The organism is Paraburkholderia sp. HC6.4b (assembly GCF_014200875.1).
In the GTDB taxonomy this organism is placed as follows: Bacteria; Pseudomonadota; Gammaproteobacteria; order Burkholderiales; family Burkholderiaceae; genus Paraburkholderia; species Paraburkholderia tuberum.
The window spans coordinates 226,141-238,831 of sequence record NZ_JACHDC010000011.1; the positions used below are offsets into that span (position 1 = coordinate 226,141).

The 12,691-nt window shown below is 65.4% G+C and carries 12 protein-coding genes; 8 read left to right on the forward strand and 4 right to left on the reverse strand.

The window, feature by feature from the left end; all coding sequences use genetic code 11:
• Positions 1 to 13 precede the first annotated feature (13 nt).
• Positions 14 to 1,372 (forward strand): acyclic terpene utilization AtuA family protein, encoded by a 1,359-nt coding sequence (locus tag HDG34_RS18740; RefSeq protein WP_184061647.1) that lies wholly within the window; start codon positions 14 to 16, stop codon positions 1,370 to 1,372.
• Between the two features lies 1 nt (position 1,373).
• A complete protein-coding gene (locus HDG34_RS18745) occupies positions 1,374 to 1,679 on the forward strand; it encodes a hypothetical protein (protein ID WP_184061648.1) in 306 nt (101 codons plus the stop codon).
• A gap of 55 nt (positions 1,680 to 1,734) precedes the next feature.
• Here the strand turns inward: HDG34_RS18745 and HDG34_RS18750 are convergent, their stop codons facing one another.
• Positions 1,735 to 2,445, reverse strand: coding sequence for a FadR/GntR family transcriptional regulator (locus HDG34_RS18750; RefSeq protein WP_184024710.1), 711 nt, complete (start codon positions 2,443 to 2,445; stop codon positions 1,735 to 1,737).
• A 418-nt stretch (positions 2,446 to 2,863) separates the two neighbouring features.
• Here HDG34_RS18750 and HDG34_RS18755 point away from each other — a divergent pair, with 418 nt between their 5' ends.
• A complete protein-coding gene (locus HDG34_RS18755; protein ID WP_184061649.1) occupies positions 2,864 to 4,195 on the forward strand; it encodes an MFS transporter in 1,332 nt (443 codons plus the stop codon).
• A 130-nt stretch (positions 4,196 to 4,325) separates the two neighbouring features.
• On the forward strand, positions 4,326 to 5,675 hold the full coding sequence (gene gudD, locus HDG34_RS18760) for a glucarate dehydratase (RefSeq protein ID WP_184061650.1): 1,350 nt from the start codon (positions 4,326 to 4,328) through the stop codon (positions 5,673 to 5,675).
• A gap of 136 nt (positions 5,676 to 5,811) precedes the next feature.
• Here gudD and HDG34_RS18765 read toward each other — a convergent pair whose 3' ends face one another.
• Positions 5,812 to 7,320 carry an MFS transporter gene (locus HDG34_RS18765; RefSeq protein ID WP_184061681.1) on the reverse strand — a complete coding sequence of 503 codons (1,509 nt, stop codon included), beginning with the start codon at positions 7,318 to 7,320 and terminating at the stop codon, positions 5,812 to 5,814.
• Between the two features lie 369 nt (positions 7,321 to 7,689).
• Between HDG34_RS18765 and HDG34_RS18770 the strand changes: the two genes are divergently transcribed.
• The 4 genes from HDG34_RS18770 (at position 7,690) to HDG34_RS18785 (ending at position 11,524) form a co-directional block, all read left to right on the forward strand.
• Positions 7,690 to 8,862, forward strand: coding sequence for a porin (locus HDG34_RS18770; protein ID WP_184061651.1), 1,173 nt, complete (start codon positions 7,690 to 7,692; stop codon positions 8,860 to 8,862).
• 325 nt (positions 8,863 to 9,187) lie between these two features.
• Positions 9,188 to 9,895: a dienelactone hydrolase family protein gene (locus HDG34_RS18775; RefSeq protein WP_184061652.1), complete on the forward strand. Its 708-nt coding sequence runs from the start codon at positions 9,188 to 9,190 to the stop codon at positions 9,893 to 9,895.
• 181 nt (positions 9,896 to 10,076) lie between these two features.
• Positions 10,077 to 10,289, forward strand: coding sequence for a hypothetical protein (locus HDG34_RS18780; RefSeq protein ID WP_260321213.1), 213 nt, complete (start codon positions 10,077 to 10,079; stop codon positions 10,287 to 10,289).
• Entirely contained in the window at positions 10,283 to 11,524 is a 1,242-nt protein-coding gene (locus HDG34_RS18785) for a Zn-dependent hydrolase (protein WP_184061653.1), read from the forward strand. The genes HDG34_RS18780 and HDG34_RS18785 overlap by 7 nt, the downstream gene beginning before the upstream one ends.
• A gap of 8 nt (positions 11,525 to 11,532) precedes the next feature.
• Here HDG34_RS18785 and HDG34_RS18790 read toward each other — a convergent pair whose 3' ends face one another.
• Together HDG34_RS18790 and HDG34_RS18795 are read right to left on the reverse strand one after the other, a co-directional pair.
• Entirely contained in the window at positions 11,533 to 11,838 is a 306-nt protein-coding gene (locus tag HDG34_RS18790; protein WP_090807469.1) for a panthothenate synthetase, read from the reverse strand.
• A gap of 134 nt (positions 11,839 to 11,972) precedes the next feature.
• On the reverse strand, positions 11,973 to 12,596 hold the full coding sequence (locus tag HDG34_RS18795) for a methylated-DNA--[protein]-cysteine S-methyltransferase (RefSeq protein WP_184061654.1): 624 nt from the start codon (positions 12,594 to 12,596) through the stop codon (positions 11,973 to 11,975).
• Positions 12,597 to 12,691 lie beyond the last annotated feature (95 nt).

Consider the following 12,691-nt stretch of genomic DNA (forward strand, 5'->3'; position numbering starts at 1 on the left):
GAACGGGAGCACCATGACAGCCACTGAACCTCGACGCGTCGTGCGCATCGGCGCGGGCGCGGGCTATTCGGGCGACCGCATCGAACCCGCGCTCGAACTCGCGGAACACGGCCAGCTCGACTATCTCGTGTTCGAATGCCTCGCCGAACGCACGATCGCGATCGCGCAGCAGGCGCGCAGCAAGGACCCGGAGCTCGGCTACGACCCGCTGCTCGAAGCGCGCATGCGCGCGGTGCTGCCCGTCGCGGCGCGCAACGGCATGCGTATCGTGTCGAACATGGGCGCGGCCAATCCGCTCGCGGCAGCGCGCCGGACCGCGCAGATCGCGCGCGAGTCGGGTCTCGGCGGCCTGAGGATTGCCGCAGTCACCGGCGACGACGTGCTCGACGTCGTGCGCGCGGGCGACTTCCATTTCGTCGAATCGGGCGAGGCGGTGGCCGCGTGCGCGGACCGGCTGATATCGGCCAATGCGTATCTCGGCGCGAGCGGCATCGTCGAGGCGCTCGCGGCCGGCGCGCAGATCGTGCTGACCGGGCGCGTCGCCGATCCGTCGCTGTTCGTCGCGCCGCTGATCCACGAATTCGGCTGGCGCATGGACGACTGGCCGATGCTCGGCCAGGCGACGGTAATCGGCCATCTGCTCGAATGCGCGGGGCAGATCACCGGCGGCTATTTCGCGGACCCCGGTTTCAAGGACGTGCCGAATCTCGCACGGCTCGGCTTTCCGATCGCCGAAGTTGCGCGGGACGGTTCAGTGGTGATCACGAAGCTCGCGCAAAGTGGCGGGCTCGTGACCGAGGCGACCTGCAAGGAGCAGTTGCTTTACGAGATCCACGATCCGCGTCGTTATCTGCAGCCCGACGTGGTCGCCGATTTCTCGCAGGTGCGCGTCGAGCAGGAAGCCGTGGACCGTGTGCGCGTCACCGGCGGTGGCGGCACGGAGCGCACCGCGACGTTGAAAGTGTCGGTTGCGTATTTCGACGGCTATATCGGCGAGGGGCAGATTTCGTACGGCGGACCCGGCGCGCTTGCGCGGGCGCGGCTCGCGCTCGATATCGTGCGCGAGCGTCTCGCGCTGACCGGCGTGCAAACGCGCGAGTTGCGCTTCGATCTGATCGGCGTGAACGCACTGCATGGTGACGCGGTGGCGGCCGGTCATGGCGAGCCGTACGAAGTGCGCGCCCGGGTGGCGGGACGCACGGCGTCGCTCGCGCAGGCGCTGCGCATCGGCAACGAGGTCGAGACGCTGTACACGAACGGACCGGCGGGCGGCGGCGGCGTGACGAAGGCGGCGCGCGAGGTGGTCGCGGTGCAATCGGTGCTGCTGCCGCGCGAGTATGCGGCGCCGGCTTTCTCGCTGATGGAGGCTTGAGATGAAACTACGAGAACTGGCCCACTCGCGCACCGGCGACAAGGGCAATACGCTCAATATCTCGGTGATCTGCTACGACGCGCTGCATTACGAGCGGTTGCGCGATGTGCTGACGCCCGAGCGCGTCAAGACGCATCTGCGCGATGTGGTGCGCGGCGAGGTGGTGCGCCATGAGTTGCCGGGCCTTGCCGCATTCAACTTCGTGCTCGGCGACGCGCTCGGCGGCGGCGTTACGCGTTCGCTCGCGCTCGACGCGCATGGCAAATCGCTGAGCTCGGCGTTAATGGATCTCGACGTGGGGCAGTGAGGGCATTGCCGGCGGCGTGTCGTATTGCGGAGCGGCCGCTCGGCCCCGCATGTGATCACACGCCAGCCTTCGTCAGGTCATGCGCGCGGCGCAGTCGCTCGCGGCTGTTGCTCAGATGCATGCGCATCGCGGCGCGCGCGTCGTCGGCATCCTGACGCTCGATCGCGCGATAGATCATCAGATGCTCGCCGAGCACGCTGCGCAACACCTCGATATGGTCTAGCTCCGCGATCTCGGCCGAACCGAGCCGGGTGCGCGGGCTGACCGAGCGGCCGAGCTGGCTCAGCACGTCGAAGAAATAGCGGTTGCCGCTCGCGCGCGCGATCTGCAGATGGAACTCGATGTCGTGTGCGAGCGTGTCGGTGCTGCCGCGCTCGAGCTCCGACTCGAATCGATCGAGCGCAGTGCGGATCTGCTTCAGGTTCTGCTCGGTGCGCCGCGATGCCGCGAGCGCGGCCGCGGCCGCTTCGACGTCGATCCGGAACTCGATGATCGCCATCACGTCGAGCATGCTGGTGAGATCGGCGGCGGGAAGCTGCATCGGCTTTTCGGCGGCGGGCGCGAGCACGAACGTGCCAATGCCATGGCGCGTCTCGACGATCCTCTCTGCCTGCAGACGCGAAATCGCCTCGCGGACCACGGAGCGGCTCACGGACAGCTGCTTCATCATCGCGACTTCGGTGGGGATGCGGTCGCCTGGCCTCAGCGCCCCGCGGCGAATCTCATCGGAAAGGGTGGCCACCACCTTTTCAGTTAGGCTGCTCATTTTTGTGGCTGGTTGACTGATCCTGCAAAGTATCGCACAGGACTGTACTCGATTCTGCCGCGTTCGGCGGCATCGGCGCGGGCTATTTTTTGCGTGCGGATGCGCGGTTGGGGGCGGGGATGAGGCGGACATTTGCGCAAACGCATGGGCTGCAGACGACAGTCTGTCAATTGGAGACATCAGACGTCCTAGTTCGAGGCGGATTCCGGGTTAGTCAACAGGGCTATGAACCTTTGAATCTGCCGTCATTTCAAGGCGCTCACTCTGGAACCACAGGGTAAACACCCCGCTGGATTTGACAAAAGTAACGCGGTAGACTGTCGTCAGACAACACATCGGGCGTAGAGCAGGGTCTTGCACCCACCGGGTGCGCCGCGCTGCGTTCCACCAGGCCTTGTGGCCGACAAGGAGACACAACTTGACATCAGTTCTGACCACCGCGCTCGACCCGCTGGAATCGGCGGTCGCGAAGGTGAAGCGCAACGTGTTGCCGCTTTTCCTGATCATGTTCATCGCGAACTATATCGACCGCGTGAACATCGGCTTCGTCAACGCGCACATGAAGGCCGATCTCGGCATCGGCGCGGCCGCCTACGGGCTCGGCAGCGGGCTGTTCTTCATCGGCTACGCGCTGTTCGAAGTGCCGTCGAACGTGCTGATGCAGAAGTTCGGCGCGCGCGCCTGGCTCACGCGCATCATGGGCACGTGGGGGCTGGTGGCGGGCGCAATGGCGTTCGTCTGGAACGACACGTCGTTTTACGTGCTGCGGTTCCTGCTCGGCGTCGCCGAGGCGGGCTTCTTTCCCGGCGTCGTCTTTTACTTCACGCAGTGGCTGCCGCAAAAGGAACGCGGCAAGGCGATGGCGATCTTTCTGTCAGGCTCGGCGCTCGCGTCGGTGCTGTCCGGTCCCATCACCGGCTCGCTGCTGTCGATTCGCGGCCTCGGTCTGCAAGGCTGGCAGTGGATGTTCCTGATCGAAGGCGCGTTCTCGATCGCGCTGTGCGTCGTCAGCTGGTTGCTGTTGAAGTCGCGCATCCGCGACGCGCACTGGCTCACGGCCGAAGAACAGCGTGTGCTCGAACAATCGATCGCGGCCGAACAGGGCGAGCGCGAAGCGCAAGGCGGCGCGCATCTGCCGACGGTGAAGCTGCTGAAGGACCCGCAAATCGCGCTGTTCTGCTTCCTGTACTTCGCGATCCAGCTGACCATCTACGCGGCCACTTTCTGGCTGCCGACCATCATCCGCAAGATGGGCGGCCTTTCCGACTTCGAGGTCGGCATGTTCAACGCGATTCCGTGGCTGATCTCGATGGTCGCGATGTACGGCTTCGCGGTCGTATCGGCGAAGTGGCGACATCAGCAGGGCTGGCTCGCGGTCGCGCTCGTCATCGCGGCAGTCGGTCTGTTCGCGTCGACGTCGGGCAACCCGGTGTTCTCGTTCGTCGCGATCTGCTTCTCGGCGATCGGCTTCAAGGCGGCGTCGTCGCTGTTCTGGCCGATTCCGCAGGGCTACCTCGATGCGCGCGTCGCCGCCGGCGTGCTCGCGCTGATCAACTCGCTCGGCAACCTCGGCGGCTTCTTCGCGCCGGCCACCTTCGGCTATCTGCAGCAACACACGGGCTCGATCACGGGCGGGTTGTACGGTCTCGGCGTCGCGTCGCTGCTCGCGGCGGCGGCCGGCTTCCTGACGCGCAACAAGCCCGGCAATCGCGAGCCGTTGCCCGATTCGTTGCGCGGCAACACGCATTGACTACACTGACGGCTCGCGTGCGGCCGTCGATTTTTCTGTATTCGAGTTCTCATCCGGTCCGGTCGAACACGCACGCAGCGCGCGGCGGCTTCCGCCGGCCGGCCTACTTCATCACACAGGTGCTTTTCCCATGTCCACCAAACCTACCGAATCGAACGCCACGCCGGTCGTCACCGAACTGCGCGTCGTGCCCGTCGCCGGTCGCGACAGCATGCTGATGAATCTGAGCGGCGCGCATGGTCCGTTCTTCACGCGCAACATCGTGATTCTGCGCGACAGCGCGGGCCATACCGGCGTGGGCGAAGTGCCGGGCGGCGAGAACATCCGCAAGACGATCGACGACGCGCGGCCGTTCGTGGTCGGTCAGTCGATCGGCAATCTGCAGGCGATTCTGAACAAGGTGCGCACGCAGTTCGCCGATCGCGACGCTGGGGGGCGTGGCCTGCAGACCTTCGACCTGCGCACGACAATTCACGCGGTGACCGCGCTCGAAGCCGCGCTGCTCGACCTGCTCGGGCAGCATCTCGGCGTGCCGGTCGCGGCACTGCTCGGCGAAGGCCAGCAGCGCGACGAAGTGGAAATGCTTGGTTACCTGTTCTATATCGGCGATCGCAACGAGACCGATCTGCCGTACGCGAACAACGCCGGCGCGCGTGACGACTGGGAGCGCGTGCGCACCGAGGAAGCGCTGACGCCGGAGACGGTCGTGCGTCTTGCCGAGGCCGCGAAGGCGCGCTATGGCTTCAACGACTTCAAGCTGAAGGGCGGCGTGCTGCCAGGCGACGCCGAGATCGAGGCGGTCACGGCTCTCGCCGAGCGCTTCCCCGAAGCGCGCGTGACGCTCGACCCGAACGGCGCATGGTCGCTCGCGGAAGCGGTGCGCCTGTGCCGTGACAAGCACGATGTTCTCGCCTACGCGGAAGATCCATGCGGCGCGGAGAACGGCTATTCGGGCCGCGAAGTGATGGCCGAGTTCCGCCGCGCAACCGGCCTGCCGACGGCGACCAACATGATCGCGACCGACTGGCGTCAGATGGGTCACGCCATCCAGCTGCAATCGGTCGACATTCCGCTCGCCGATCCGCATTTCTGGACCATGCAGGGCTCGGTGCGCGTCGCGCAGATGTGCAACGACTGGGGCCTCACGTGGGGTTCGCATTCGAACAACCACTTCGACATTTCGCTCGCGATGTTCACGCACGTCGCGGCCGCGGCGCCGGGCAAGATCACCGCGATCGATACGCACTGGATCTGGCAGGATGGTCAGTTCCTGACGCAAGATCCGCTGCAGATCGTCGGCGGTAAGGTCAAGGTGCCGCAGAAGTCGGGGCTTGGCATCGAACTCGATATGGATGCGCTCGAGAAGGCGCACGCGATGTATCAGCAGCACGGCCTCGGCGCGCGCGACGACGGCATTGCCATGCAATATCTGATTCCGAACTGGAAGTTCGACAACAAGCGGCCGTGTCTCGTGCGTTAAGGACGATTTAACTCAATCAAAAAGCCTGGCGGGCTGCACGAAAGATGCGGTTCACCAGGCTTTTTTGTTTCCTTTTGCATTGAACGGTGCGAGATAGCCGCACCGCGGATGTCGGCGGCCATCATCGGGCCACTTGTCAGCTCTTGCGAAACACCACATGCGAAATCCGCTGCACCAGCAGCGCGGCCGCGAGCGATGCCACCGCCGTCAGCCACACACCGATATGAATCGACTGCACGAGCGCGTCGCGTGCGCTATCGATCAGCGCGAGCGTATCGAGTCCCGACTTCTTCATATCCGCAATCAGCTGTGTGCGCGACGCGTCGTCGATCAGGATGCGCAGATCGACGAAACGCGGCCGCCATTGCGATGAGGCCGGCTCTCCGAGCACGCTCATCGTGCGCGTGACGACGTTGCGATAGTGATGCTGCACGACGGTCGCGACGATGCTGGTGCCGAGCATGCCGCCGACCATGCGCGTCGATTGCAATAGCGCGGTCGTGATGCCGAAGCGCTCGCGTCCGGCGATCTCCTGGCCGAACACGTTCAGGTTGTTCAGGATGAAGCCGAGGCCGATGCCGACCGCGCCCATCGGCAGCACGATGCGCCAGTGCGGCGTGTCCGGATTGGCGAACGCGAGCGCGATCGACGCGAACATCAGCAGCGCGAAACCGATCGTCAGAATGCGCGTGGGCTTCTTCATGTGAATCACGATGCGCGTGTTCACCACACTACCGAGCGCGATGCACGCGGCGATCGGCGTCGCGAGCAGGCCGGCCTGCTGCGGCGAAAGACCGAAGCCGCCTTGCAGCAGCAAAGGCGCGAAGAAGATCAGCGAGAACATCACGAACCCGGACAGCATGCCGAGCGTGAATAGCGTGACGAGCTGCGCGTCCTTGAACAGATCGAGCGGAACGATCGGATGCGTGGCGCGCTTTTCGCACCTGAAGAGTGCGATCGCGCCGGCGATCACGCACGCGCCGAGCACGAGATTGCCCACGGTGAGGCCGTGCTTCGGCACCGCTTCGATAAACGCCTGCAAGCCGCCCAGCACGCCCGCGACGAGCCCCGCGCCGAGCCAGTCGATCTTTACTTCGCCGTCATGCGGCCGCCGGAAATTCGGCAGATGCATCCAGATGAAATAGAGCGCCGCCGCGCCCACCGGCAGATTGACGAGAAACGTCGAGCGCCAGCCGAGGTGCTCGCTCATCCAGCCGCCGAGCGACGGGCCGGCCGCCGTGCCGATGCCGTAGGCCGCGGCCAGCACGACCTGCCAGCGCACGCGGGTGCGCGGGTCGGGGAACAGATCGGGAATCGACGCGAACGCGGTGCCGACCATCATGCCGCCGCCAACGCCTTGCAGTCCGCGCGCGATCGCGAGAAACAGCATGCTGTTGGCGAGGCCGCACAACACGGACGCGACCGTGAACGTGATCACCGCGGCGATCACGAAGCGCTTGCGGCCGAAGTAGTCGCCGAGCCGCCCGAACACCGGCACCGTGACGACCGAGGCGAGCAGGTACGCGCTTGCGATCCACGCAAAATATTCGAAGCCGTGCAGCTCGGCGACGATCGACGGCAGCGCGGTGCTGACGACGGTCTGGTCGAGCGCGACCAGCATGTTGACGAGGCCGATGCCGAGCATCGCGTAAAGCGCGTGGCGAAACGGCAGGGCGGGGGCGGCGGCGGCGGAACTGGCTGGGGCGGTGGAATTCACGGATCGGGCAGAAGGCGGTTCGGGGTGGACGCTGCACGGCGGATCGCGGTCAGGCTGCCGGCGATTGTACGCAGGTTGTCTGACGTCTTGAGGATTATACGGGTTTCCCCTGGTCAAAAGAATTCGTCGCGCGAAAAACCACACGGCGCGGGAAAAAGGTGGTGCCCCGGGCACGGCGCCGCACACGGGCCGCGGCGACTCCTGCATCGCCGTCCTCCAGTCGCGGACGCTGGCGCGCGCTTGCATCGTAGGGATGTGCGCGAGCGTACTGGACGGTGCGCACGGGTTCGTCCGAACGTGGTAAGTTCGCTCGCGGTATATCCGATCGATGTGTTCGAGGAGGAACTCATCCTGCGTCACGCCATGGCTTGCCTGCTGAACACAGTCCGCGAAGCCTTGACGATCAGCGTCGGCGTGAGAGCGGCTTGGGGAGGTGGCGCGCTTCTGCTCTATGCGCACGGCGCAGCCGCCGTCACCGACATCGATACCGGCACCGGCGCCGCCTCAGGAATCGACACCGGCTTCGTCTCGCTGTATGGCGTGATCGATACGAGCGTCGAAATCACCGACCCCGGTTCGGGCTGGGTCGCGCGCATGGACTCCGGCGCGTATCGCGGCTCGCGGGTCGGGCTGCATGGCGCGCAGCCGCTCGGGGGCGGCAACGCGATCGTGTTCACGCTCGAAAACGGCTTCAGCTCGACCGACGGCAGCTTGCAGGTGCCCGGCTCGATCTTCAATCGTCAGGCATGGATCGGCGCGAGCGGCAGCTGGGGCGAACTGCGCGTCGGCCGTCAGTATTCGCCGATCTATATCCCGTTCAAGGGCGATCTCGACGCGTTCGGCGCCGGCACGATCGCCTCGGGGCTCAACAATCTGTCGAAGATCACGCCGTATGCGAACAACGCGGTTGCGTATCTGTCGCCGCGCATCGCCGGCTTCAGTGCGACGCTAATGATGGCGATGCGCGATCCGTCCGAGGCCGACGGCAACGGCATCGACGGTTATTACGTGAGCGCGTCGTATCGGCTCGACCACCTGCATCTGCTGTACGCGCGCCAGCAGACGCACGGTGCCGGCGCGCTGCGCGCGAACCTCGGCGGCGCGAACTACGCCTTCGGCAAGCTGCGCGTGTGGCTGTCCTTTTTCAACGGCGATGGCGGCACACCGGTCTATCACGGCGCGGGCGGCTCGCTGTCGGCGCAGTACAGTTTTTCGACCAATGCGCGTGCCTCGCTCGGCTATGCGCACGTGCGCGACTACACGACGCCTGGCGGCAGCGCGGACCAGTTCAGCGCGGCATTCGAATACAGCATGTCGCCGACGCTGCTGCTGTATTTCAGCGCCGCCTATCTCGCGAATCACGACGACTCGCGCTTCACGCTGCGCGGCGTCAACGTGACCGGGCTGCCCGTTGCCTATCCGGGCGCGCCGGTCGCGGGCGTCCAATTCGGTGTGATAGAGCGGTTCTAGCGCGCATCGCAATACGTGTAGCTTTCAGTCGAGTCATTCACCCATTGGATAAAAGCGCTTGAATGCGTGCGCGAAATCACATGTCGCGCGGGCCTGATTTCTGCGGCGCGTTTTTACGCCAGCTTTCAACACGAAACGGCTGAGGGCGTCTCTCGCGTCGACGAATCAATTAACGAATTTTTCCTTACGTTGATCCTCATACTGTTCGATTCACATAACGCGCAGATTCCGCGGGATCACGCTCGCGCGTTGGCACGATTCCGATTGAACAGAAAACGGGGTAGCGGCGCTATGCTAGCGGTTTCGTCTACTCGAGGAGCGACCGATGACCCAACACGCAGGTTCGATGATCACGTTCAACCGTCCCGACGGCAAGCAGCTACAGGGCTATCTCGCGAAGCCTGAAAAAACCGCGGACGCGCCCGCGGTCGTCGTGATCCAGGAATGGTGGGGCTTGAACGACCAGATTCGCGGCGTCGCCGATCGCCTCGCCAAAGCCGGCTACTTCGCGCTGGTGCCCGATCTGTATCGCGGCAAGTCGACGGTCGAAGAGGATGAGGCGCACCACTTGATGAGCGGCCTCGATTTCGGCGATGCCGCAACGCAGGACGTGCGCGGCGCGGTCCAGTATCTGCAGCAGCACGCGGCGAAGGTTGGCTTGACCGGCTACTGCATGGGCGGCGCGCTGACGTTCCTCGCGCTGTGCAACGTGCCTGAAGTGGCGGCCGGCGTCGTCTGGTATGGCTTCCCGCCGCTCGACTATATCGACGCGTCGAAGATCAAGGTTCCGGTGATGGGCCACTGGGGTCTGCAGGACGAGTTCTTCGCCGCCGACACCGTCGACGCGCTCGAAAAGAAACTCACCGACGCGAAAGTCGACGTCGAGTTTCATCGCTATCTGGCGCGTCACGCGTTCGCGAACGAAACGGCGGTCGGGTCGGGCCGCATCGCGAGGACGCAATACGACCCGGTCTGGGCGCAACAGGCGTGGGATCGTACGTTGACGTTCTTTGGCCGCACGCTGTGGAAATGAGTTGGTGAATTGCGGAAGCGGACGGCTCGTCCGCTTCGTGAGAGTGCCCGCGGTCGTGGCGCTTTCTTGATACGGCCGTCCGAACTGTGCCGCACGCTGCCCACGATGGACGCGCCCGTGGCTCAGGAAGCGCTCCACGCCTGCGCTGTTGATGGCGGCGGCGTTCGGCAAGGAAACAGGCTTGACCGGCAGTGCGCGGGCGGTGGCACGCACCGCGATGTCCACGGCAGCGCGCCGCTATATCGACGCAAATCTCGGCCAACCTGATCTGACGGTCGACAGCGTGCTGGCCATGTCGCCGCTGTCGCGGCCCACGCTGTATCGATTGTTCGAGCCGGAGGGTGGGCTTCACGCGTATATCCGCAATCAATTCATGGAGATGACAACGTGGTGAAGATCGATCCTGACCGGCTGATGGCCGACCTCAAACGGCTGCGCGGTTTCGGCGCGACCGGTCCCGGCGTGGTCCGGCTCGCGCTGTCGCCGGTCGATCTGGCGGCGCGCGAATGGCTGGTCGGCCGGATGACGGAGGCGGGGCTCGACGCGCGCATCGACGGCGTCGGCACCGTGTTCGGACGCTCGCGCAATAGCGGTCCCGCGCTCGTGATCGGCTCGCATACCGACACGCAGCCGACCGGCGGCTGGCTCGATGGCGCAATGGGCGTGATGTACGGGCTCGAAATCGCCCGCGCGCTAGCGGAGCATGACGCGACGCGGCACCTCGCCGTCGACGTCGCGTCGTGGATCGACGAGGAGGGCACGTTCTTGGGCCTGCTCGGCAGCCGCAGCTTCGTCGGCGAGGCGGTCGACGACTCGATTCGCGGCGCGACGAATCGGCAGGGCGAACGCCTCGCCGACGTACTCGAGGCCGCTGGACTGGCGGGCCGGCCGCGTGCGCGTTTCGAGGCAGGGCGCCAGGTCGCGTATCTGGAGCCGCATATCGAGCAGGGCGGACGTCTCGAAGCGATCGGCAAAGCGATCGGCGTCGTCACGACGATCGTCGGGCTGCGCGAATCGCGGCTGCGCTTCACGGGTCAGCGCAACCACGCGGGCACGACGCCAATGGCGATTCGCCGCGACGCGGGCGCGGCGCTCGTCGCGTTCATCGCGCGGATGAACGACGCGTTCGGGCAGCTGGCGGACGCGGATACCGTCTGGACCGTGGGCCGCATCGATCTCGATCCGGGCTCGATGAGCGTCGTGCCCGGCGCGGCCGACATGTACCTGCAATTCCGCGATGCGAACCCCGCACGGCTTCAGGCCATGGAACGCGCGCTCGCGGAACTGGTGCGCGATTTCAACGCGCACGACGCGGTGAGCGTCGAATTGCAGACGCTCGACGAGCCGATCGAACCCGTCAGCATGGACGCCACGCTCGCGGAGCACATCGCGCGAGCCGCCGAAGCACTCGCGCCGGGCCAGTGGCTGCGCATGCCGAGCGGCGCCGCGCACGACGCGCAGGTGATCGCGCGTTGCATGCCGGCGTGCATGATGTTCGTGCCGAGCATCGGCGGCGTGAGTCACGACTTTATCGAGGACACGGCCGAGGAGCATATCGTGCTCGGCTGCCAGGTCGCGGCGACGGCCGCGGCTTCGATGCTGCTGCAGCTATCGGCTGGGCATTCCTGAGGGCCGCGCTACTTCCACTTGTCGCCGAGCGCGTCGAGCCCGGCTTTCATCAGATCCTCGGGCAGCATCGCGATGCGCAGCTCGCAGTCGGCGTCGAGCGTCAGGAACCACGGTTCGGCAAGCGCGGGGATCGCCGATGCATCGGCGACCTCGACGACCGCCACCGCGCCGCGTTTGCCCTGCTGCTCGGTGAAGTAGATGGCTTCTGGTTTCATGTCCTCGAGGATCTTTCTCATCAGGTCGCCGATTCGGCCTTCGCGCACGAGTGTGCTGAACGGTTCGTTCGGTATTTGTATGTTGAGAAGCATGCGCATGTCATCCTCCTGTTCGATGCCCCAAAGGGCATCTTAAGGATAGGTGTTGCATGCGCGGGCGATGGTGCTGATCGCGGACGAAGCATCGGCGATTACGGCCGGTGGGTGGCGCATCGTGCCGGGTGTGCGCTGCTTTAGCTACCGAACAGCGAACCCTGCGTTCCCCGGCTCGGCTGACGATGCGCCGGTTTCGCGGGCGCATCGTCCTTGACAGCTTGCGCCGCTCCCCGCTCAGGCGCCTGCCTTTGCGCGTGGTCCGCCGCTGCTTCGAGCGAGGTCTGCCCCGCCTCCAGCGAAAGCAGCAGCATCTTGTTGGCGAGGCCGCCGGCGAATCCCGTCAGCTCGCCCGACGCGCCGATCACGCGATGACACGGCGCGACGATCGAGATCGGATTCCGGCCGTTTGCCGCGCCCACCGCGCGCACCGCGTTGACGTTGCCGATCTGCTGCGCGATCTCCGAGTAGCTGCGCGTCTGGCCGAACGGAATGGTCAGCAGCGCGCGCCAGACCTGCTTCTGGAACTCGGTGCCGTGAAACTCGAGCGGCAGATCGAAGGCCTGGCGCGTGCCCGCGAAGTACTCGTGCAATTGCCGCGCGGTCTCCACGAGCACCGCTAGCTCGTTCGCTTCGCTCATCTCGCCGAGTCGCACGCGGTCAGGCTTGTCGTGCTCCCACAGAATCGCGGCGAGGCATTCGCCTTTCGCCACCAGCTTCAACTGACCGACCGGCGAATCGATCAACTTGTATGCGTACGTCACTTTCTCAGGCTCCTGACAGGGTGGCGGCGCAAGGACTTGCGAGGCGGCGTTTCGACGACCGGACGCGCAAAACTGCATGAAGGCTGCGCCGTTAT